The organism is Pseudolactococcus laudensis (genome assembly GCF_013449735.1).
Taxonomy (GTDB): Bacteria; Bacillota; Bacilli; order Lactobacillales; family Streptococcaceae; genus Pseudolactococcus; species Pseudolactococcus laudensis.
This window is the reverse complement of sequence record NZ_JACBNY010000004.1, coordinates 89,493-110,354: the sequence shown is the minus strand read 5'-3', so window position 1 is coordinate 110,354 and position 20,862 is coordinate 89,493. Positions and strand designations below refer to the sequence as shown.

Below are 20,862 nucleotides of genomic sequence, written 5' to 3'. Positions count from 1 at the left end.
AAAGTAGACTACCATGATTCTTGAGAACACGCGAATCATGGTAGTTTTTCTGTTTGTTTTGTATAAGACAGACTAGTCTGTCAGTCCAGTCCAATCGTCAACCTCTGAATCAGTCTCAGCCTCAAGTGGTGCATAAGGGAGAACGACAGTGAAAGTTGTACCGGTTTCACCGTCAGACTTTGCCCAAACGAAACCATCGTGCATCTTCACGATATCACGAACGATTGCAAGACCAAGTCCTGTACCGCCTTGTTCGCGGCTACGTGCTTTATCCACACGATAGAATCGGTCGAAAATTTTAGGGAGGTCTTTTTTAGGTATGCCAAGCCCTTCATCGCTAATGCGTAAGAGGACTTGCGTATTAGTCTGCTCCAAGCTGACAGTAATCTTACCACCAGCTGGGCTGTATTTGATAGCATTATTCATCAGATTATCGATGACTTGTCCCATTTTATCGGTATCAATTTCCATCCAAATTGGTTGTAGCGGGATTTGGCGGACAATCTTAAACTGCTTTTCATTTTCATCACTATTGCCGACAATCTGGTCAAAACGATTGAGTTGATAGTGAAGAAAGGCGATGAAATTTATCACTTCTTTTTCAAGGGCAATCGTATCAGAGTCCATACGAGATAAAGTCACTAAATCTTGAATCATGCGAATCATACGATCTGTTTCCTTTAGTGACACTTTAATAAAGCCTGGAGCAATGTCTGGGTCATTGATAGCACCTTCATCAAGTGCCTCCAGATAAGATTTAACAGAGGTCAGAGGTGTCCGCAACTCATGTGACACGTTAGAAACAAACAAACGTCTTTCTCGCTCATTTTTTTCTTGCTCAGTGACGTCGTGTAAAACAGCAACGACACCTGAAATGAATCCTGATTCCCGGCGGAAAAGCGCGAATTTAATGCGTAGTGTTGTAAATTCACCCATGGCGTTTTCGGAGTCAATAATAATCTCTGGCTCATTCTCAAGCAAATCTCGGAAGGTGTAGTTAGAGGCGATATCAAGCGCGTCAATGATTTTGCGAGATAGGAGATTTTTTTCTGAGACGTTGAGATATTCTAAGGCTGCCGTGTTAGCGAGGACGATTTTACCGCGACGGTCCGTGGCGATAACGCCGTCCGTCATATAAGTTAAGATACCGTTCAATCGGGTACTAGAGGATTCTAGTCTTTCTTGCGCGTGCTCTGTTTTTTCACCGAGGTTAACAACCTTATCATAGAGTTGGTTGATTTCGGTATGGCCGGGGATTTGTTTTCTGACCGTGTATTTTTGCTCGGTGAAATCATCGATCTGGTCAGAAATCTGATTTAAACCAATGGAAATTCTCGTCGTAAACCAGATTAGTAGCAAAAGTGAGCTGACATAAAAAATGCTAAATCTCGTAAAAGATGCCTCGCGTGTCAGAAAACCATGCGCATTCCAAGCAAATAAAGCTGAAAAAAGCAGTAAATGTGAGATTACCGCTTTAAATAAAATGGTGCTTGTGAAAGGGAGTTTATTTTTCATTAGGATTACTCAAATAATAACCAACGCCACGACGTGTCGCAACGTATTCAGGACGGCTCGGTGTGTCTTCAACCTTCTCACGTAAACGACGAATCGTCACATCAACCGTGCGAACATCACCAAAATAATCGTAACCCCAAACCGTTTCAAGCAAATGCTCACGCGTCATTACCTCACCAACGTGCTGTGCCAAATAGTGCAAAAGCTCGAACTCGCGGTGCGTCAGGTCAATATGCTTATCATTTTTATAAGCCGCATATTTCTCTGGCGCAATGGTGATGTCACCAATTCTGATTTCTTTTTTATCAGCATTAGCTGAAGTAGTCTCAGCCGTCACGTTAGAGCGACGTAAATTAGCTTTGACGCGGGCTAAAAGTTCGCGGTTTGAAAAAGGTTTGGTGACATAGTCGTCCGCCCCTAATTCTAAACCGATGACTTTATCAAATTCACTGTCTTTGGCAGAAACCATGATAATCGGTACTTCTGAAGATTTTCGAATTTCGCGTGCTACCTCAAGACCGTCTTTTTGAGGCAACATTAAATCTAGTAAAATGAGGTCGGGCTGTTCAGCAGCGAAAATCTCAAGTGCCTCCTCGCCATCAAAAGCAGTCAAGACCTCGTAGCCTTCTTTTGTCAGATTGAATTTGACAATATCTGAAATTGGCTTTTCGTCATCAACAACAAGAATTTTTTTCATATGTAATTTCTCCATTATTGCCTCTATTATAACGTTTTTTAATCATTTCAGCAATCAAAAGCGTCTATAGTACGATTGCTTTTGGGAAATTTACGAATAGAATTGTTTGACAATTCAGAAATTAAGTGGTAAAATAGGCATATGTTACAACTTGTAACATGTTATCTCATTGTCGATTTTATAAAATCACATCGTATAACAAAAGACAACTAAAATATAGATAGATGAGGAGTCTCAAATGCCGCTTATAGCGTTTAAAAATGTCCAGAAATATTACGGCGATTATCATGCTCTGAAAGATATCAATTTAGAGATTGAAGAAGGTCAAGTAGTGGTATTATTAGGCCCTTCTGGTTCTGGTAAATCGACCTTGATTCGAACAATCAATGCTTTAGAAGGGATTGAATCTGGGGAATTGATCGTAAATGGTCACCATGTTGATCATGCGACAAAAAAAGATCTCGTTGAACTTCGAAAAGAAGTTGGCATGGTTTTCCAACATTTCAATCTTTACCCACATAAAACCGTGCTAGAAAATGTTACATTAGCACCAACAAAAGTTCTCAAACGTGAATTGCGTGATGCGACTGTCACCGCTGAAAAATACTTGAAGTTTGTGAATATGTGGGATAAAAAAGATGCCTTTCCAGGCCAATTGTCAGGTGGTCAAAAGCAACGGGTTGCGATTGCACGTGGTTTAGCTATGAATCCTAAGCTCTTATTATTTGATGAGCCAACGTCAGCACTCGACCCAGAAACAATTGGTGATGTTCTATCTGTCATGCAAGGTCTTGCTAAAGATGGCATGAACATGATTGTTGTCACGCATGAAATGGGCTTTGCACGTTCTGTTGCTGACCGTATTATTTTCATGGATGCAGGTGAAGTGTTAGAAGATACGACAGATGTTGCCGGTTTCTTTGATAATCCACAAGAACCGCGTGCCAAACAGTTCCTGAGTAAAATTATTAACCATTAGACTTGAGATTTATTCTTTGACAAAGTCATACAAGACAAGTCGCTCAATTCGATAAAAAAGGGAATAAAAAGGGAGAATCATGATGAAAAAATCAATTAAAGTATTAGCGATGCTCGCAACTGTTTTTGCTGCTGTCACATTGGCAGCATGCGGTGCATCAAAAGAGGACAGCTCTAAATCTGCGACCGATAACATCAAAGCAAAGGGCAAGATTGTGATTGGTGTCAAACAAGATGTGCCTAACTTTGGTTATAAAGACCCTAAGACAAATAAATTTACAGGTGTTGAAATTGATTTAGCTAAAAAAATTGCTAAAGATCTTGGTGTGAAAGCTGAATTTGTGCCAATCACTGCCCAAACTCGTGGTCCTTTGCTTGATAATAAGCAAGTTGATGCTGTCATTGGCACGTTTACGATTACGCCTGAGCGCCAAAAGTCATACAACTTTACAACGCCTTACTTTACAGATGAGGTTGGTTTCTTAGTGAATAAAGCCTCAGACTTTAAGTCAGTCGAAGATTTAGACGGTAAAACGATTGGTGTAGCACAATCTGCATCTACTAAGAATGCACTAGAAGCATTGGGTAAAGAAAAAGGACTCTCTTTCAAATATTCTGAATTGGCTGATTACCCAACTTTGAAAACTGCTTTAACATCAGGTCGTATTGATGCTTTCTCAGTTGATAAATCAATTTTGTCAGGCTACGTTGATGCTAAGACTGAAATTATGGGAGATGGCTTTGCCAGTCAAGAATACGGGATTGCAACTAAAAAATCAAACACTGAATTAGCAGACTACCTTGATAAAGAAGTTAAGACACTAAAAGCAAATGGTGAGCTTAAAAAAATGACCGATAAATATGATTTGAAAGATGCAACCGCTAAGTAAGTGCTGCTAGAAGTATGACAGCATTGTAGGTTAGAACATTGAAAAAGCATGCTTAATGCTTTTTTATTAAAGAAAGGTGTAATATGAGTCCTTTTGCTTTAGAACGTTGGCAGGCATTTTTTGCTGATTTTGGCCAATTTGCAAATGGTTTTCTCTATACGTTGGAGATTTCTATTGGTGCTTTACTACTCGCCATGCTATTAGGCGTTATATTTGGCTCGTTATCTGCCACACGAAATAAGATTTTACGTGGCATCAGTCGAGTTTATGTCGAGGTGTATCAAAATACGCCTTTATTGATTCAATTTGTTGTGGTCTATTATGGTTTTCCACTTCTAAATAAAGATTTAGTTATTTCCGCATTTTGGACAGCCATTATTTGTGTCGGTTTATATCATGGTGCCTATATCGCAGAGGTTATCCGATCTGGTATCGAAGGAGTTCCTAAAGGTCAGACTGAGGCTGCAGAATCACAAGGTTTCACGTATGGTGATACCATGCGCCTGATTATTTTGCCCCAAGCTATTCGGATGATTTATCCGCCATTGACGAATCAGGTAGTCAATTTGATTAAAAATACATCGACGGTTGCGATTATATCGGGTGCTGACCTTATGTTTACGGCCAAATCGTGGTCGTCAATGAATGTTAACTATATTCCAGCCTTTGTTGGGGTTGGTGTACTTTATTTTGTTCTATGTTTCCCGCTTGCAACTCTAGCGCGTCGCATGGAAGAAAAGAATAAAAATGCCTATAGTGTCGGCTAGAAAGAGAGGAGATGACACATGAGTTTAGCACAAGAAGCGGCGCAGGTTTTCACGGCGACCAATATTCGATTTCTCTTTCAGGGTTTAGGCTTGACACTTTTTATCGCCTTTATTTCTATCTTTCTTTCAACAATTTTTGGGACATTACTAGCAGTCATGCGTAACGGTAAAAATCCATTTTTCAAATTGATTGCGAGTGTTTATATTGAGGTGGTCAGAAATGTCCCCAATCTGTTATGGATTTTTGTGGTTTTCTTGATTTTTCAAGTCAAGTCAGTGCCTGCAGGGATTATTTCCTTTACGGTCTTTACGACAGCTGCCCTTGCGGAGATTATCCGTGGTGGTTTGAATGGTGTACCAGAAGGTCAAACTGAGGCTGGTAAGTCACAAGGGTTTTCAGATGCTCAGATTCTGATTTATATCGTATTGCCTCAAGCCATTCGTAAGATGTTGCCCGCCATTATTTCACAGTTTGTGACGGTCATTAAGGATACCTCGTTTTTATATTCAGTTATTGCTTTACAAGAGTTATTTGGTAATTCACAGATTCTCATGGGGCAGTATTTCCAAGTTGGCCAAGTTTTCATGCTTTACGGCTTTGTGGCTTTAATTTATTTCGTTATCAACTTTGCGATTTCACAATTATCACGCAAGCTCCAGAAATCTTGGGCGAATTCACTTGAATAATGTTAAAATGGAGCCGAGAGGTTCTTTTTTATATGACTGAAAAACAAACGCTGTCGGAACTAGAGTCGACACCTAACACATTAAATGAACAATTTATAGCAATTTATAAAAAAATAGAGGCATTTGCCAATAAAAAATTCAATAAAACAGGCAAGTATATGCCGATGTCACAGCTAACAGATGCCATTATGGCCTATATGCCCGGTGCGCGTGAGTATGCAATGGACTTTGAATTGTTTAATAATTTACGCAATATGATGCAGCATAAGCTATCTGACAACTATTTTGTCATTCAACCAGAAGTCGTGACACTGATTCAACACGTCTATGAGGTCCTGACTAAACCGATGACAGTTGGCCAGCTCTTTACATCAGAGGTTATCTTTGTGCCAGAATTTGCTGGTTTTGAGACCGTGATGGATTTGATTAAGCGACATCATCATACCCAGTTTCCGGTCATTCGTAATGGTAAATTTGTCATGCGTAAAATCATCACGGCCAATGCCTTAGTCCATGCATTAACGGTTTCAAAAAAACCGTCAGTGTCAGACATGTTAGCTCAGTCACAAGCGATTGTGAGGTTTATCCCAGCATCAGCCTCAATTTTTGAGGCGGAAAAAATACTGCTTGACGAAATGAAACACGGTCAAAAATCTGTCGTTCTACTGATTACCAAAGTAACGGATTATAAAAAAGTACGCCCAGTAGATGTGATTGGGTTAATCAATATCGCGGATTTGCCCCAAATTTTGGCAAAAAAATGATATAATTTAAACTATGACTAAAGGAATTTTGATCACGTTGGAAGGGCCTGAGGGCGCTGGGAAAACAACGATATTACATAAAATTTTACCGATGCTAACACAAACGGGCGCAGATATTTTAACGACGCGTGAACCGGGTGGTATTCGGATTGCAGAGAGTATTCGTGAAATTATACTGGCACCTGAAAACACTGCGATTGATGGTAAGACAGAGTTGCTCTTATTTGCTGCTGCACGTAGACAACATCTGAATGAAAAAGTACGCCCCGCCTTAGCTGAAGGCAAAATTGTTATCATTGATCGGTTTATCGACTCATCAGTGGCCTATCAGGGCTATGCGCGTGGAATTGACGTAGCGGATGTTGAAACAATTAACACTTTTGCAACGGATGGTCTCTTACCAGATTTGACTCTGTATTTTGATGTTGACACAGAAGTTGGCCTTTCACGCGTTATGACAGGTGAGCGTGAAGTTAACCGTCTTGATTTAGAAGCGCAGGAAATGCATCAAAAAGTGCGTGCGGGTTATCAAGCCATTGCTAAAGCAAATCCTAAGCGTATTGTGACGATAGATGCCTCGCAAGCGGTAGACCAAGTTTTGGCAGCGACACTATCTACTTTACAATCAAGGTTCCCGGAGATTTTTGATGGCAATTTCTGAATTACAACCTGAACTTTTTGCTCGTTTTTCTCAAGTATTAAAGCATAACAAGTTACACCATGCTTTCTTGTTTTCAGGTGGCTTTGGTGCGATGGAAATGGCTATCTGGTTAGCTCAGTCGCGCTTTTGTAGTGACCTAAAAAATAGGCTGCCTTGTGGTCAGTGTCGAGAATGTCGGCTTGTTGCGGCTAACGACTTTACGGATTTACATCTTGTAAGTCCTGACGGGCAAACAATTAAAACGCAGCAGATCCGTGATTTATTACTTACTTTTTCACAATCTGGTTTTGAAACGAATCGGCAAGTTGTGATTATAGATGGGGCTGAAAAACTTCATGTGAATGCCGCTAATGCTTTACTCAAGTCTATCGAGGAGCCAGAGTCTGAAATTTACATCTTTCTTTTAACAGCATCTGAGAACATGGTGCTTGAAACCATTAAGTCGCGTGCCCAAGTCATTACTTTTCCAAGTCAATCTCAGTTTATTCAAAACTATTTGGAGCAAAAAGGGACGCTCAAGACAGATGCTAGTATCATTTCAGAAGTTGTGACGTCCTTGCCTGAGGCTGAGGAGTTGGCAGCAGATAAGGTTTTTTTAGAAAGTGTCAAGCAGTTAGATAAATTCACTAAGGCCTTGGCTAGTAATGCTGATGATGCTTTGTTGCAAATCATGCAGTTAGCGCCTTTGTTTAAAGATAAAAGACTGCAAGGCTTGTCGTTTAATATCCTTGCTATCTTTTTTGTCAAAAGACGCCAACCTAAATGGGCGCAAAATGTATTTACAGCACAAAAATACTGGCGTGCGAATGTGAATTTCCAAGCCAGTCTTGAAAAAATTATTTTAGGATAAGGTGAACGGCTATAAAGTCGTTTCTTATTTGATTATTTAACGATGCTTTGAGGCATTAAGAAAGAAAATTATGAATTACGAAATCAAATTTACACATGGTGAGGACAATCTCTTTGTCTCAAGTAATAGTCATTATGAGATTGCTGACACTGTAGTGATTAAAACTGAAAAATATAAGATGATGGGACGTGTTGTGCGTGAGGTTTCGTCTGAGCTAGTAAGTGATGGCTATATCGTTTCTCAGGCTAATATTCTAGACTTTGAATTAGCTGACAAGGTTGCTCAGGATTCTGATGCTGCTAAGATAACAGTTAAGCGTTTGGTGCAAGACCACAATCTTGATATGAAAGTCATTGAGGTCAAGTATACGCTTGATTACAAACGCTTATATATTAGCTTTACGGCAGAACATCGGGTGGATTTTAGAGCGCTTTTAAAAGATTTAGCTAGTAGTTTTAAAACTCGGATTGAATTGCGTCAAATTGGCTCACGAGATGTTGCCAAAACATTTGGCGGTATTGGCCCTTGTGGGCGTCCTCTTTGCTGTTCAGAATTTATGGGTGAATTTCCCAACGTCAGCATTAAGATGGCTAAAAATCAGGCTTTATCGCTGAATCAGAGCAAGTTAAATGGTCTATGTGGTCGTTTAATGTGTTGTTTGAGTTATGAAGATGATTTTTACCGTCAGGCGCGTAAGAATTTCCCAGATTTTGGAGATACAATCAAGACGGCTGACGGTCAAGCACGAGTAATTGGTCTGAATATCTTATCCAATACTGTCAAAGTACGATTGGATAATCATATTCAGGACTATGATATTTCAGAAATTGAGGTGGTTTGATGACAGATAAAATGTCTTTCTTTGAGCATCTATCTGAACTTGAAGAAGGTTTGGTTGCCACACTCACGCAAGTTAGTGATATTAAAACCAACTATCAAAAATTATTAACAGAGAATACCAGCCTACGCTTAGAAAATGCGCGCTTGCGCGATCGTTTGACTGAATTTTCAGAGCCGCATAGTCCGGAAAATAAGAATGAAAATTTGACTAAAAAAGTACCAATGTCAAATTTGCAGGAAATTTACGAAGATGGTTTTCATGTTTGTCGGGATTTTTATGGTCAGCGTTTGGAACCAGGGGAGACGTGTCTGTATTGCGCGGAGATTTTGTATAGATGATGAATTTTCAGCAAAGTTTTAAGGGCGCAAAATCAGCAGGGACGTTGTATCTAGTGCCGACACCAATCGGTAATTTGGATGACATGACTTTTCGGGCGGTCAAAATTTTGCAAACAGTTGATTTGATTGCCTCGGAAGACACGCGCAATACGCAAAAATTGCTCAATCATTTTGAGATTGAGACACCACAAGAGAGTTTTCACGAGCATAATAGTGGTTTGAAACTTTCGAAAATGGTGCAATTTTTAGCATCGGGTAAATCTATTGCTCAGGTTTCTGATGCAGGTTTACCTTCGATTTCTGACCCAGGACATGACTTGGTTTTAGCCTGTATCTCTGAAGCTATTGATGTTGTTGCCTTACCGGGTGCAAGTGCGGGAATTACAGCCTTGATTGCCTCTGGTATTGCACCGCAACCACATATTTTTTATGGGTTTTTACCACGTAAAAAGTCTGAACAAGTCGCTTTTTTAACTGAAAAAGTGGCTTATCCAGAAAGTCAGATTTTTTATGAGTCACCTCACCGAGTGGCTGCAACGCTGACTAATATGTTGGCTGTTTACGGTGACCGTGAGGTGGCTTTTGTGAGAGAATTGACCAAGCTTTTTGAAGAATATCGACGTGGTCGTATTTCTGAAGTTTTGGCATCGTTAGAGACGCATCCAATTAAGGGTGAATGCTTGATTATTGTGAGTGGGTCTGATGCTATCAAACAGGATGAAACATCTGATTTAACAGATTTAGAGGCTGTTGAGGCCTTGATTCAAGCAGGTGAAAAACCTAATGCAGCTATTAAAAAGGTTGCCAAAATACGTGGTTTGGTTCGTCAGGAACTCTATCAAAGCTATCATGATTTATAAAAGAAATGATCAAAATTGGTCATTTCTTTTTTTAAAGTCGTCATACAATTTTTAAAAGCAGTCCTTTATGATTTTTATGGTAAAATGAGATTTATCAATTTGAAAAAGGGGATTTTTTGATTATGAGATTTAAAAAAGTAGCAGCGCTTGCTGCTGTCGGCTTACTAAGTGTTGCATTTTTAGCAGCGTGTGGTAAGTCAAATAAAGATGCGACGGATACATCTAAAAAAGTGACAACAATCACGGTGGCGCAAACGGCTGACTCCAAGCCTTATGCTTATAAAGATGGCGATACCTTGACAGGTTTTGATATTGAGGTATTGAAAGCTGTTGATAAAAAATTGCCTGATTATAAATTCAACTATAAAATTGTATCTGATGAAGCAATTTTAACGGATTTAGATGCAGGCCGTAGTCAAATTGGTGCCAATAACTTTGGTAAAACACCTGAACGAGAAAAGAAATATTTATTTACTTATCCGATTTCTGAAAATGTCAATGCTATCTTTTCAAGCACGAAAAATAATTATACATCAATTAAAGATCTAATTGGTAAGAAAACAGAGATTCCTGCAGGAACTAATTATGGTGCTATTTTTGAAGCCTGGAATAAGAAATATCCAGATAAAAAAATCGAAGTGACTTATTCAGAACGATCATTAGCTGACCGTTTGGCTGCGGTTGAGTCTGGTCAAATTGACTTTCTATTTGCCTCAAAATCAGCAGCTGAAAACTTAGCTAAGACACATGGTGTCACAGTTGCTAGCAACATTCCTGATTTAAAGGAATACCCGACATTTAAAACCTATGAATACTACATCTTGGATGACACACAAGAAAAACTTAAAGGTGAAATGGATAAAGCCATTAAAACCTTATCGGAAGATGGCACTTTAAAAAAACTGTCTGAAAAATTTTATGGTGGCGATTATACACCGTCAGCAGAGGCTTTGAAATAAATTAAATATTACTTGAGTTAACTATCAAAAGGTCGTGATTAGGATTTCCTATCACGACCTTTTATTATTTTTAAGACTAGGTCATTGATTCAGGGTTAAAATGGTAAGAGAAATATGGTAAAAATATGATGCTGTTTAAGGAGGGAATATGGCTAGTCAAATGATGTCCGAAGCTTTGCAGCAGTATATACATGCAATGGGCGTCACGTTAAAACTTGCAAGCATTGGTATTGCACTTGCTTTAATTATTGGTTTGATTTCGAGTTTTGTCATCTATTTTAAATTACCAATTTTTCGGCAAATTGCCAGTGCCTATACAGAAATATCACGTAATACGCCTTTATTGATTCAACTCTTTTTCCTATATTATGGCTTGCCACGTATTGGGATTCAACTAGAAAAAGAAACAGTTGGCATTATTGGGTTAGCCTTTCTAGGTGGCGGTTATATGAGCGAAGCTTTTCGAGGAGGGATTGAATCAGTTGCAAGGATTCAAGTAGAAAGTGGTCGTGCGCTTGGTCTGACAAGAGTACAATTGGCACGTTTTATTATTTTTCCGCAAGGATTTGCCAATAGTGTCCCAGCTGTTGGTGCGAATGCGCTCTTCTTACTGAAAGAAACTTCGGTTTTTTCAGCTATTGCTATTATGGATTTGACCAATGTGACACGGGATTTGATTGGTATGTACTACTTGACTCGGGAATACTTGCTGATGTTGGTTATTTCCTATGCGGTCATTTTAATACCTTTGTCACTCATTATCAGTTATATCGAAAGGAGAGTTCGCCATGGCATCTTCGGGTCTTAATATCCTTTTTGATGGTAACAACATGTCCCGAATTTTGGGTGGTATGTGGTTAGCTGCTAAAATTTCAGTTGTTTCTCTCGTCATTGGTTTACTACTAGGTGTGTTATTTGGTATACTCAGAACCTCGAATTCAAGGATGATCAAACTGATTTTCAAGATATATTTGGAAGTTTTTCGGATTATGCCCTTACTGGTTTTACTATTTGTTTTTTATTACATCCTGCCAGAAGCTTTAAATTCGGATATTAGCCAGTTCACAGTTTCTGTACTAGTCTTCGTCCTTTGGATTTCCTCCGAAATGAGCGATGTCGTCAGGTCAGCGTTGATTAGCGTTCCGAAAACACAAATCGATGCAGGACGTGCGCTTGGTCTGTCTAAAAGACAACAATACTGCTATATTTATTTGCCTCAGGGTCTACCACTTGTAATCCCCGCAACCCTGAATCTTATAACGCGCGTCATTAAAACAACCTCCATTCTCTTGATAATTGGCGTACCAGAGATGATTAAGGTAGGTCAGCAAATCATAGAAAATTACACGATTAAAATTCCGACAGCCTCACTTTGGGTCTACGGTTTCATTTTCTTCCTGTATTTTATCCTCTGTTGGCCCTTATCAGTACTAGCTAAACGCCTAGAAAGGAAGGCACGTACATGAGTGTTTTAGAAGCTCAGAATATCCATAAGAAATTCGGCAAAAGCGACATATTAAAAGGCGTATCGCTAACCATTGACAAGGGAGAAGTACTCGTTTTACTTGGTCCTTCCGGAAGTGGTAAATCCACGCTACTTCGTACGCTCAATGGTCTAGAGACAATTGATAGCGGAGAAATTATTTTCAACGATAGAATTTTAGAACTTAGTGAGCTAGCTTGGCAGAAAATTAGACCAGAGATTGGGATGGTGTTTCAGTCCTATGACCTCTTTCCAAATTTAACCGTGCTAGATAATATTTTATTAGGCCCCCTAAAAGTTCAGAAACGTGAAAAAACAGCAGTCGCATCAGAAGCCATTGCCCTTTTGGAACGGATTGGACTAGCTGATAAGGCTGAAAGCTATCCCCGTGAATTATCCGGAGGTCAAAAACAACGGGTTGCCATTATCAGAAGTTTGGTCATGCAGCCACAAGTTTTACTTTTTGATGAAGTGACAGCCTCCCTTGACCCAGAAATGGTGAGAGAAGTCCTAAGCGTGATTCAAGGGCTTGCTTTAGAAGGTATGACCATGTTGATTGTCACACATGAGATGAATTTTGCTAGACAAGTCGCTGACCGTGTTATCTTTATGGACGCAGGTCAAATTCTCGTAGAGACAAATTCAGAAGCTTTCTTCACAACAGAAGACAACCCTCGTGTTAAACAATTTTTATCTAGTTTAGCCTATTAATAAAAATATATAAATTGAGTTTCGGCTCTTTGAGGCTATGAAAAACAGTCGCCTCAACATCTTAAATGGAGAATCAGATTATGAAAATTTGGAAAAAAGCAGTCGGTATTTTAGCAGTTGCAGGTGTAGCTCTTTCACTTGTTGCGTGTGGTACATCTGGAGACGAAAAAGACAATACCGCGAAGGATAAGAATCCCTCAAGTGTTGATGCTATTAAAAAACGTGGTGAAATTAAAATTGCAGTATTTGGTGACTTATCACCCTATGGGTATCTGGATGCTGACGGTAAAAATCAGGGCTATGATGTCTATCTCGGCAATCAAATTGCAAAAGATTTAGGTGTTAAGGTTAAATATGTCATTGTCAATGCAGAAGAACGTGTGGATGCCCTCAAGTCTAATAAAGTTGATTTAGTCCTTGCTAATTTTACTAAAACACCTGAACGTGAAAAAGTGATTGATTTTGCTAATCCCTATATGAAAGTCGCAATCGGAGTGGCAAGTCTTAAAGAAAAACCTATTACAGAAGTTTCACAGCTTAAGGGTAAGAAAGTCATTGTTAATAAAGGGACAACAGCAGAGGCCTATTTTACAAACAAACAACCAGATGTAACACTTGAAAAGTATGAATCTAAAACACAACAATTTCAAGCTCTGAAAGATGGCCGTGCGGATGCAATTGCAGATGATAATAGTTACTTGTACGCTTGGGTTAAAGAAAACCCAGAGTTTGAAGTTGGTATTAAAGAGCTAGGTGACGTCTCAACGATTAACCCAGGAATCAAAAAAGGGAATCAATCCTTGCTCGAATGGACAAATCAGGAACTTGAAAAACTTGGGAAAGATGGCTTTTTTGCCAAAGACTATGCCGCAACTTTGAAAGATTTCTTTGGCAGTGATATTACAGCTCAGGACATAGTCCTTGAAGGCAAGGACCAGTAAAATAGCAACTTAAAATATTTTAAAAAATGCAAGATGAAATGCCTTTCTCTTGCGTTTTTTAACAGTTTTGAAAAACAAAAATTTTCAATCTAAATGTTGGCGCTATCTTATGTTTTGAGGTAGAATGAAAGTATAACATAACTCATCAATCAGAGAATTAAAGAAAGAGGTACCAACATGGCACACACACTTCCAGAACTACCTTACGCATATGATGCACTCGAACCATTTTTCGACGAAGCAACGATGAAATTGCACCATGACAAACACCATGCAACTTACGTGGCTAACTTGAACGCTGCAATTGATAAACATCCTGAATTGGCTGACAAATCAGCGCTTGAACTCGTTAAAGATTTGGCTTCAGTTCCTGATGATATTCGTACTGCTGTTCAAAACAACGGTGGTGGTCATGTTAACCACAGTTTCTTCTGGGAAATCTTGGCACCAAATGCTGGTGGTGCGCCAACTGGTGCAATCGGTGAAGCTATCGTCGCTAAATTTGGTGACTTTGATGCCTTCAAAGAAATATTCAAAACAGCAGCAACTGGTCGTTTCGGTAGCGGCTGGGCATGGTTGGTAGTAGATGCTAATGGTGAGCTTAAAGTGACATCAACAGCAAATCAAGACAATCCGATTACAGATGGCGAAACACCTGTACTTGGTTTGGATGTTTGGGAACACGCTTACTACCTCAAATACCACAATGTTCGCCCTGACTACATCGCAGCATTCTTCGAACTCGTTAACTGGGATAAAGTCAACGAACTTTACGCAGCAGTGAAATAACTAGCAAATATAAACCCCCACAAAATTGATTTTTTGTGGGGGTTTTACTATAAAAATTTAGTGGTCAATAGCACAAGTCATGCCAGAGCTGTCTAAACGTTTTCACGACGTTTATAACTAATCGTTCCTAAAATGGTTAGAACACTCATGATAAGAAGTGCAGCTGTTACCGAAGTATTGCCTTTAGCCTTATGATTCGTTTTGGCAACCGCTCCCGTAGGCGCTGCTGTTGACGTTGCTTTAGCTGTTATTGAAGGTGTCGCTGTTGTTACGGCAGGGTCATTTGTCGTCGGAATGGATTGACTTGTTACAGGAGGGGTTACAATAGCAGCTCCTGGTGTGACTTCAATCGTGGTCCCCTCCACAGCAGTTTCTTGATGTATAAACTCTACATCTGGATATTTATCTAAACTATCTTGAGAGACTTTATAGGTATAGCATAACGTTACCGTGCCAGTTTTTAACGCTTGCCACTCACCATTTTTAGAAACTGCTAAGATACTTGGGTCAGTCACTGAAAATATTGTTTCAACATCTAAGTCATAACCTTCGGTATCCCATGAATACGGTGCAGAAAATTTACCAGATGTACCGACAATAACTTTTGTTGGAATTTGTGATGTATCAAAACGAGGACCGAGTGAAACCACTGTTTTACCAGCAGCGCTAACCTTACCACCAAAACCAATGAAACAAACGATTGACAGTAAAGCAATTAAGATTTTTTTCATTTTAAAATTCTCCTATTTTTTGACTAACTGAATTTGGATGGCTTCTAAGCGTAATGATTGTCCAGTCGTGCCAGTCATCTGACCGTTACTTTTCCAAGCTTGCCAGCCGATACCTTGCACATGAGAGCGGTAGCGAACATTATAAATCTTCGCCAACTCTCCTGTCAGCTTGATTTCCAGTGCCTCTAGTCGATTAGACTGTCCTGTTGTTCCAGCCATTGCGCCATTTTTTTGCCAGCCTTGCCAACCGATATTTTGAACGTGTGCCCGATATTCAATATTGCCAGAATAAGAGCTGTCTGAGAGGCTAAGGTTGATAGCTTCTAACCTTTTGGATTGACCTGTCGTCCCAGATATGCCTGTATCATTTACCCAGCCTTGCCAGCCGATATTTTGGACATGACTTCTATAGGACAATATGGCGGTATCCGCTATTTTTTTAGCTATCTCAAAATTTTGGAGATTCATTCTAGTACCAGAATTGACTGTGCCATGAGCGTAGGCATGAACGCCGATGACTTGATTACCAGTATTGTAAACTGATGAACCACTTTGCCCGCCTTCAGTATCCAAATCATAATAGATTTTATTTGCTGCACTATTTTTAAGCTTGCCTTTTTGAGAGTACATTTTATAGCCTCTATCTCGAGGGGCAGGAAAGCCTGTTAAGCTAATATCATTGCTTAAGGTTGTTGTCAATCCCAGCCAACCAGTTGTTTTCCCAAGTTTTTGGTCTAACTTGATATAACCTATGTCATATTCTCTATAGTCATATTCCTTAGATGTCAAATTAATCCACCTATCTAGGGTATAAAACGATTTGCTGTTTGCTTTGCCAAAAGGAGAGTAGCTCCCATCTCTTCCAGCATAAACTTCTATGCGAGTAGCCCAACCACCATATCTTGTGTCATAAACACAATGTCCAGCTGTTAAAACGGTATCGCTAGAAATTAAATTACCACTTCCGTATGATATTCCGTCAGGAAAAGTGATGACTAATAAACATGATGTTCGATAAGGAAAAAGTGTGGTATTTGAAACGATTGATCTATTATCTGTTCCGATGATACTCTCTGGTATAGCCGGAATAGTGGCGTCTGGAATAGGTAAAACGGTGTCACCTTCCTGCACCATACCTGTTCCCTCAAATGCTGGGATTCCGACATTTGTAGTTTCAGAGGTAGCAGATAATGGCGGTGTCGTTATCTGCTCGCTTCCGGGATTAGAAATGATGTCCCAATCCGCTGCCTTGACAGGAATGGAAAAAGTCATCAATAATAAAATGATGATAGTTAGAAAAATAGAACTGCTTTTGATTTTTCGCATCTAAAAACTCCCTTCTTTTGTTAGAAATTTACTATAAGAAATATTAAATCATGATTAGCTTACAGTATAATTATAACAAAAGAAAGATAGCTATATTTTTAGGAGTCGTGAATGCGCTTCAAAATAGCATAAGCGTTATTCTTAATCGCCAGTGTCAAGTATTTAGTGCGTTCACGACGATATTCTATTCAGTCATGACATGAAAAAGGAATTTTAAATATATTTTGATATACTGAAGATAATGAAAATATTTATTTATGAAGAAGAAAAAATTTATAGGGACAGGCTTCAAAATCTAATAGACGATTTTTTAGCTGCAGAAGAAATTAAACCTTTAGAGCAATGTATCATCGAAAATGATGCGCACATTCATAAATTGATGACAATCATGTCACAGCATAATATTTATTTTATTGATTTAGAAAATGACGGCTTGAACATTGCGCGTACCGTTCGAGATTTAGATCCGTTAGGCTATATCATTTTATTAAGTCAAGAAAACTTTGATTGTAAAGCTATATTTAATAAAAAAATATCTGCTTTAACACTTATTCATAAAAATGATAGTTTTGATTTTGAGCTTATAGATGTCTTTAAATACATTGCAAGGCGATATAAACAAGTTAGAAAAATAGATAATGTTATTGAGATTCAGTCTAAACCTAATCAGCTCACGTTTGTTATAAATGAAATCGTTTACTTTGAAGCCTCTAGCCTTCCCCATAAAGTCTGGATGTACGGTCACCATCGTGATATTGAATTTTATGGTACACTATCAGCTGTTGAGCATGCGTCTGAACAATTTGTCCGTGTACATCGTGGCATTATCGTCAATATTGCGAATATTGATTACATTGATGACTCTAGTCGAGTGATTTATTTATCAAATGGTGATAATGTACGATATAGTCAACGGAGTAGGAAAATATTATTTGAAAAATATCACACCTTTCAAAAACATAGGAATAGAAATCGAAGTAATAAGAAAAGAGTTTAAATAAGCCCTTATAAGATATAATATGTGATAATAGCTTATACCATCAAGACGCTTTCAAGCCCTAAAATTTAAAAAACTCGCCAAATGAGACGAGTTTTTGTTCCTGTCTTTCTTGATGTTCCTATTGACTAGATTTTTCTGATTATCAACGCACATCTTGATAGTGTATTAGTAGAAGTCCTATGATAAAGCAATTCAATGTCCAGAAAAATTGAACAAGCAATCGCTGATAACCATTTAACAAGTTTGGGGCATGATTTGAAAAGAACAAATTCATCGTTGCTAAATCGGGTAAATATTTCGCAAACTTAGTTAGAGCAGCAAACATTTGACTGAGTCCTAGAATAAGCGAAAACATAATGGCAATCGGTATGGTTTGTGATTTGGTTACGAGGATCAAAGAGGCTGTCAACCAAGTGATGAATAACCAACTCAACATAGCAATCATGACTTGAGTTAAAAAGTTGTTGACTAGTGGAAAGGTTAGTATCCTCTGGTATTGTCCAATAATTATACCTAAACAGATGAGATTTGAAATAATACCTATTCCCAAAACGATTATTGATAGCACTAGTATCTTAGATATAACAAGTTTCATCCGAGAAGGAATGGTTAATAATGTTGTACGTAAATAAGCATTTGAAAATTCTTGTCCAAAAAAACTAGCAGCGATAATGACAAGTCCCGCTTGGCTTAAAAATAGATTTCGTAGACTAGCAGATAATAAGCGATTAAGATTTTTTTCATTTTAAAATTCTCCTATTTTTTGACTAACTGAATTTGAATGGCCTCTAAGCGTAATGACTGACCTGTTGTCCCAGTCATCTGACCGTTACTTTTCCAAGCTTGCCAGCCGATACTTTGTACATGAGAGCGATAACGGATATTATAATTTTTTGCCAAGTCCCCTGTAAGTCTGATTTCCAGTGCCTCCAGTCGCTTAGACTGTCCCGTAGTTCCAGCCATTGCGCCGTTTTTTTGCCAAGTCTGCCAACCGATATCTTGAACGTGTATCCGATATTCAATATTGCCAGAATAGGAACTGTCTGAGAGGTTGAGATTGATAGCCTCTAGTCTTTTGGATTGTCCTGTCGTACCAGTTGTACCTGTATCATTTACCCAGCCTTGCCAGCCGATATTTTGGACATGACTTCTATACGACAGCATGGCAGTATCGGCTATTTTTTTAGTTGTCTCGAAATTTTTGGCATTCATTCTAGTTCCCCAATTATATGCTACGTCGCCATTGGTATGAACACCGATGATATTATTGTTAGTATTGTAAACTGCTGAGCCACTTTGTCCGCCTTCAGTATCTAGCCCATAAAAGATATTATTTTCGGAACTATTTTTAAGTTTACCTTTTTGGGTATACATTTTATAGTCTCTGTTTTTGGGCGTAGGAAAGCCTGTTAAGGTAATATCATTGCTCAATGTTTTTGTAAGTCCTAGCCAACCAGTTGTCTTTCCGATTTTTTGGTCTAATTTGATATGACCTAAGTCGTATTCTCTACGTTTATCTATCGTAAGTGAGAGATTAAGATACTCACTTGAGACGTAAAAAGATTTGGCATTAACTTTGCCAAAAGGAGAGGAGAACCCATTTCTTGCGGGATAGACTGCTATGCTAGTCGCCCAACCGCCAAGTGTTTCATCGTAAATACAGTGTCCAGCTGTCAAAATAGTATCGCTAGAAACTAAATTACCACTGCCATATTTTATTGCGTCAGGAAAAGTTGTCACTATAAAACATGATGTTCGGTAGGGAAAAAGCGTAGTGTTGGAAACAATTGAGCGATCATCTGTTCCGATAATACTCTCTGGTGTCGTTGGGAATGTAGTGGCATCTGGAATAGGGAAAACGATATCACTTTCTTGCGTAATACCTTTCCCTTCAAATGCAGGTAGGCTGTTATTTGTGGTTTCGGGAGTAGGTGTTGTAATCTGCTCACTTCCGGGAGCAGCGACGATATCCCAATCAGCTGCCTCTGTCTCACTGGTAAGGCAAATAGATAACAATGCTACTGCTGCTAAAAAAACTAAATTACTTTTGCGTTTTTTCATGTCAACTCATCCTTCTTTCTAATTTTAGTGTAGATATATCATTATAAGTATATCAAAAAATAATACTAGTATTTAAAAGAAGTCATAAACGATTAATAATATATCTTAAACGTTATTAATTTACTATTTTTATGACATTTTATAATATTAAATGAATATTTTGATAATTTTTTTGATACAATATAACTATGAAAATACTTATTTATGAAGAAGAGAAAATCTATAGAGATAGACTTCAAGATAGGATAGATGATTTTTTAGCTGAAAAAGATGTGAAACCTTTGGAACAATTAGTCATTAAAGATGATACGCAAGTCTACCAAATAATGGCAACTATTTCTCAGAATAATATTTATTTTATTTCTTTAGAAAACATCGGTTTGAACATTGCACGTGTTATTCGTGATTTAGACCCTTTAGGCTATATTATTTTATTAAGTTTGGGATTTCCTGATTATCAAGCTATATTTAATAAAAAAATATCTGCTTTAACAGTGATTCATAAAGACGTGAACTTTGATTATGAGCTTACGTCTATTTTTCAATATATTCTAAGGCGATACAGACAAGTTAGAAAGATAGTGAATGTCATTGAAATTCAGTCTAAACCCGTCAATCTTGTGCTAGTTAAAAATGAAATCGCTTACTTTGAAGTTTCTAGCATTCCACATAAAATCTGGATGCACGGTAATAATCGTGACATTGAATTTTACGGTACATTATCAGTTATTGAGGCTATGTCTGAACACTTCGTACGTATTCATCGAGGGATTATCGTCAATATTGCTAATATTGATTTGATTGATGATGTAAATGCGACAATTTATTTATCAAATGGTGATGATGTCCAATATAGTCAACGGTGTAAGAAGGTATTGTTAAAAAAATATCATGCCTTTCAAAAATATATAAGCAGGAATGAAAACGGTAAAAAATAATGAGTCGTTAATTTAATAAGATTAAGCAGACTACCTGACTGATAAGCAATCTGTTTAAGTCAGTATTTATTTTAA

Annotated in this window: 23 protein-coding genes and 1 pseudogene; 18 read left to right on the top strand and 6 right to left on the bottom strand. The window is 38.3% G+C overall.

Annotated features, from left to right (window positions below):
- Window positions 1-72: 72 nt before the first annotated feature.
- Window positions 73-1,515, bottom strand: a complete 1,443-nt coding sequence (locus HZR21_RS04020; protein WP_180746552.1) for an ATP-binding protein — start codon at window positions 1,513-1,515, stop codon at window positions 73-75.
- Window positions 1,505-2,212 carry a response regulator YycF gene (gene yycF / locus HZR21_RS04015; protein ID WP_180746551.1) on the bottom strand — a complete coding sequence of 236 codons (708 nt, stop codon included), beginning with the start codon at window positions 2,210-2,212 and terminating at the stop codon, window positions 1,505-1,507. The genes HZR21_RS04020 and yycF overlap by 11 nt, the downstream gene beginning before the upstream one ends.
- Window positions 2,213-2,450: 238 nt before the next feature.
- Between yycF and HZR21_RS04010 the strand changes: the two genes are divergently transcribed.
- From HZR21_RS04010 to HZR21_RS03935, 16 genes are all read left to right on the top strand, one after another.
- Window positions 2,451-3,191: an amino acid ABC transporter ATP-binding protein gene (locus HZR21_RS04010; protein WP_003137591.1), complete on the top strand. Its 741-nt coding sequence runs from the start codon at window positions 2,451-2,453 to the stop codon at window positions 3,189-3,191.
- An 82-nt stretch (window positions 3,192-3,273) separates the two neighbouring features.
- Window positions 3,274-4,080, top strand: coding sequence for a transporter substrate-binding domain-containing protein (locus HZR21_RS04005; protein WP_180746550.1), 807 nt, complete (start codon window positions 3,274-3,276; stop codon window positions 4,078-4,080).
- 83 nt (window positions 4,081-4,163) lie between these two features.
- Window positions 4,164-4,847 carry an amino acid ABC transporter permease gene (locus HZR21_RS04000; protein ID WP_180746549.1) on the top strand — a complete coding sequence of 228 codons (684 nt, stop codon included), beginning with the start codon at window positions 4,164-4,166 and terminating at the stop codon, window positions 4,845-4,847.
- An 18-nt stretch (window positions 4,848-4,865) separates the two neighbouring features.
- The gene (locus HZR21_RS03995; protein ID WP_003137586.1) at window positions 4,866-5,534 is read left to right on the top strand and encodes an amino acid ABC transporter permease; all 669 of its coding nucleotides are present in this window, start codon (window positions 4,866-4,868) and stop codon (window positions 5,532-5,534) included.
- Window positions 5,535-5,566: 32 nt separating this feature from the next.
- A complete protein-coding gene (locus HZR21_RS03990; protein ID WP_180746548.1) occupies window positions 5,567-6,298 on the top strand; it encodes a CBS domain-containing protein in 732 nt (243 codons plus the stop codon).
- Window positions 6,299-6,311: 13 nt separating this feature from the next.
- Window positions 6,312-6,959 (top strand): dTMP kinase, encoded by a 648-nt coding sequence (gene tmk / locus HZR21_RS03985; protein WP_180746547.1) that lies wholly within the window; start codon window positions 6,312-6,314, stop codon window positions 6,957-6,959.
- A complete protein-coding gene (locus HZR21_RS03980) occupies window positions 6,946-7,809 on the top strand; it encodes a DNA polymerase III subunit delta' (protein WP_180746546.1) in 864 nt (287 codons plus the stop codon). The genes tmk and HZR21_RS03980 overlap by 14 nt, the downstream gene beginning before the upstream one ends.
- A 70-nt stretch (window positions 7,810-7,879) precedes the next feature.
- On the top strand, window positions 7,880-8,650 hold the full coding sequence (gene ricT, locus HZR21_RS03975) for a PSP1 domain-containing protein (RefSeq protein WP_180746545.1): 771 nt from the start codon (window positions 7,880-7,882) through the stop codon (window positions 8,648-8,650).
- Window positions 8,650-8,988: an initiation control protein YabA gene (locus HZR21_RS03970; protein ID WP_180746544.1), complete on the top strand. Its 339-nt coding sequence runs from the start codon at window positions 8,650-8,652 to the stop codon at window positions 8,986-8,988. The genes ricT and HZR21_RS03970 overlap by 1 nt, the downstream gene beginning before the upstream one ends.
- Window positions 8,988-9,848 carry a 16S rRNA (cytidine(1402)-2'-O)-methyltransferase gene (gene rsmI / locus HZR21_RS03965; protein ID WP_180746590.1) on the top strand — a complete coding sequence of 287 codons (861 nt, stop codon included), beginning with the start codon at window positions 8,988-8,990 and terminating at the stop codon, window positions 9,846-9,848. Before HZR21_RS03970 ends, rsmI begins: the two co-directional genes overlap by 1 nt.
- Window positions 9,849-9,970: 122 nt before the next feature.
- The gene (locus tag HZR21_RS03960; protein WP_180746543.1) at window positions 9,971-10,807 is read left to right on the top strand and encodes a transporter substrate-binding domain-containing protein; all 837 of its coding nucleotides are present in this window, start codon (window positions 9,971-9,973) and stop codon (window positions 10,805-10,807) included.
- A 148-nt stretch (window positions 10,808-10,955) separates the two neighbouring features.
- Window positions 10,956-11,615 carry an amino acid ABC transporter permease gene (locus HZR21_RS03955; protein WP_180746542.1) on the top strand — a complete coding sequence of 220 codons (660 nt, stop codon included), beginning with the start codon at window positions 10,956-10,958 and terminating at the stop codon, window positions 11,613-11,615.
- Window positions 11,596-12,273 carry an amino acid ABC transporter permease gene (locus HZR21_RS03950; RefSeq protein WP_180746541.1) on the top strand — a complete coding sequence of 226 codons (678 nt, stop codon included), beginning with the start codon at window positions 11,596-11,598 and terminating at the stop codon, window positions 12,271-12,273. Before HZR21_RS03955 ends, HZR21_RS03950 begins: the two co-directional genes overlap by 20 nt.
- A complete protein-coding gene (locus tag HZR21_RS03945) occupies window positions 12,270-13,001 on the top strand; it encodes an amino acid ABC transporter ATP-binding protein (RefSeq protein ID WP_138492571.1) in 732 nt (243 codons plus the stop codon). The genes HZR21_RS03950 and HZR21_RS03945 overlap by 4 nt, the downstream gene beginning before the upstream one ends.
- Before the next feature lie 80 nt (window positions 13,002-13,081).
- Complete coding sequence (locus HZR21_RS03940; RefSeq protein ID WP_180746540.1) at window positions 13,082-13,942, top strand: transporter substrate-binding domain-containing protein; 861 nt, start codon at window positions 13,082-13,084, stop codon at window positions 13,940-13,942.
- A 177-nt stretch (window positions 13,943-14,119) separates the two neighbouring features.
- Window positions 14,120-14,731 carry a superoxide dismutase gene (locus HZR21_RS03935; protein ID WP_180746539.1) on the top strand — a complete coding sequence of 204 codons (612 nt, stop codon included), beginning with the start codon at window positions 14,120-14,122 and terminating at the stop codon, window positions 14,729-14,731.
- Between the two features lie 92 nt (window positions 14,732-14,823).
- Here HZR21_RS03935 and HZR21_RS03930 read toward each other — a convergent pair whose 3' ends face one another.
- The gene (locus tag HZR21_RS03930) at window positions 14,824-15,462 is read right to left on the bottom strand and encodes a hypothetical protein (protein ID WP_138492568.1); all 639 of its coding nucleotides are present in this window, start codon (window positions 15,460-15,462) and stop codon (window positions 14,824-14,826) included.
- Window positions 15,463-15,474: 12 nt separating this feature from the next.
- Window positions 15,475-16,788, bottom strand: coding sequence for a trypsin-like serine protease (locus HZR21_RS03925; protein WP_180746538.1), 1,314 nt, complete (start codon window positions 16,786-16,788; stop codon window positions 15,475-15,477).
- 241 nt (window positions 16,789-17,029) lie between these two features.
- On the opposite strand from HZR21_RS03925, the gene HZR21_RS03920 reads away from it, so the two are divergent.
- The gene (locus tag HZR21_RS03920; protein WP_180746537.1) at window positions 17,030-17,785 is read left to right on the top strand and encodes a LytR/AlgR family response regulator transcription factor; all 756 of its coding nucleotides are present in this window, start codon (window positions 17,030-17,032) and stop codon (window positions 17,783-17,785) included.
- A 145-nt stretch (window positions 17,786-17,930) separates the two neighbouring features.
- Here the strand turns inward: HZR21_RS03920 and HZR21_RS03915 are convergent.
- Window positions 17,931-18,488: pseudogene (locus HZR21_RS03915) on the bottom strand (ABC transporter permease); the annotation flags it as partial.
- Between the two features lie 56 nt (window positions 18,489-18,544).
- Window positions 18,545-19,849, bottom strand: coding sequence for a trypsin-like serine protease (locus HZR21_RS03910; RefSeq protein WP_180746536.1), 1,305 nt, complete (start codon window positions 19,847-19,849; stop codon window positions 18,545-18,547).
- A 188-nt stretch (window positions 19,850-20,037) separates the two neighbouring features.
- Between HZR21_RS03910 and HZR21_RS03905 the strand changes: the two genes are divergently transcribed.
- On the top strand, window positions 20,038-20,787 hold the full coding sequence (locus HZR21_RS03905) for a LytR/AlgR family response regulator transcription factor (RefSeq protein ID WP_180746535.1): 750 nt from the start codon (window positions 20,038-20,040) through the stop codon (window positions 20,785-20,787).
- Window positions 20,788-20,862: the final 75 nt, after the last annotated feature.

Excerpts from the sequence above, each read along its gene's own strand:
- HZR21_RS03940 (WP_180746540.1), top strand. The coding sequence starts at position 13,082 with ATGAAAATTTGGAAAAAAGCAGTCGGTATTTTAGCAGTTGCAGGTGTA.
- HZR21_RS03990 (WP_180746548.1), top strand. The coding sequence starts at position 5,567 with ATGACTGAAAAACAAACGCTGTCGGAACTAGAGTCGACACCTAACACA.
- HZR21_RS03995 (WP_003137586.1), top strand. The coding sequence starts at position 4,866 with ATGAGTTTAGCACAAGAAGCGGCGCAGGTTTTCACGGCGACCAATATT.
- ricT (WP_180746545.1), top strand. The coding sequence starts at position 7,880 with ATGAATTACGAAATCAAATTTACACATGGTGAGGACAATCTCTTTGTC.
- HZR21_RS04010 (WP_003137591.1), top strand. The coding sequence starts at position 2,451 with ATGCCGCTTATAGCGTTTAAAAATGTCCAGAAATATTACGGCGATTAT.
- HZR21_RS03950 (WP_180746541.1), top strand. The coding sequence starts at position 11,596 with ATGGCATCTTCGGGTCTTAATATCCTTTTTGATGGTAACAACATGTCC.
- HZR21_RS03945 (WP_138492571.1), top strand. The coding sequence starts at position 12,270 with ATGAGTGTTTTAGAAGCTCAGAATATCCATAAGAAATTCGGCAAAAGC.
- tmk (WP_180746547.1), top strand. The coding sequence starts at position 6,312 with ATGACTAAAGGAATTTTGATCACGTTGGAAGGGCCTGAGGGCGCTGGG.
- HZR21_RS03935 (WP_180746539.1), top strand. The coding sequence starts at position 14,120 with ATGGCACACACACTTCCAGAACTACCTTACGCATATGATGCACTCGAA.
- HZR21_RS03980 (WP_180746546.1), top strand. The coding sequence starts at position 6,946 with ATGGCAATTTCTGAATTACAACCTGAACTTTTTGCTCGTTTTTCTCAA.
- HZR21_RS03955 (WP_180746542.1), top strand. The coding sequence starts at position 10,956 with ATGGCTAGTCAAATGATGTCCGAAGCTTTGCAGCAGTATATACATGCA.
- HZR21_RS04000 (WP_180746549.1), top strand. The coding sequence starts at position 4,164 with ATGAGTCCTTTTGCTTTAGAACGTTGGCAGGCATTTTTTGCTGATTTT.
- HZR21_RS03930 (WP_138492568.1), bottom strand. The coding sequence starts at position 15,462 with ATGAAAAAAATCTTAATTGCTTTACTGTCAATCGTTTGTTTCATTGGT.
- HZR21_RS03920 (WP_180746537.1), top strand. The coding sequence starts at position 17,030 with ATGAAAATATTTATTTATGAAGAAGAAAAAATTTATAGGGACAGGCTT.
- HZR21_RS03925 (WP_180746538.1), bottom strand. The coding sequence starts at position 16,788 with ATGCGAAAAATCAAAAGCAGTTCTATTTTTCTAACTATCATCATTTTA.
- HZR21_RS04005 (WP_180746550.1), top strand. The coding sequence starts at position 3,274 with ATGAAAAAATCAATTAAAGTATTAGCGATGCTCGCAACTGTTTTTGCT.
- HZR21_RS03910 (WP_180746536.1), bottom strand. The coding sequence starts at position 19,849 with ATGAAAAAACGCAAAAGTAATTTAGTTTTTTTAGCAGCAGTAGCATTG.
- HZR21_RS03970 (WP_180746544.1), top strand. The coding sequence starts at position 8,650 with ATGACAGATAAAATGTCTTTCTTTGAGCATCTATCTGAACTTGAAGAA.
- HZR21_RS04020 (WP_180746552.1), bottom strand. The coding sequence starts at position 1,515 with ATGAAAAATAAACTCCCTTTCACAAGCACCATTTTATTTAAAGCGGTA.
- HZR21_RS03905 (WP_180746535.1), top strand. The coding sequence starts at position 20,038 with ATGAAAATACTTATTTATGAAGAAGAGAAAATCTATAGAGATAGACTT.
- rsmI (WP_180746590.1), top strand. The coding sequence starts at position 8,988 with ATGAATTTTCAGCAAAGTTTTAAGGGCGCAAAATCAGCAGGGACGTTG.
- HZR21_RS03960 (WP_180746543.1), top strand. The coding sequence starts at position 9,971 with ATGAGATTTAAAAAAGTAGCAGCGCTTGCTGCTGTCGGCTTACTAAGT.
- yycF (WP_180746551.1), bottom strand. The coding sequence starts at position 2,212 with ATGAAAAAAATTCTTGTTGTTGATGACGAAAAGCCAATTTCAGATATT.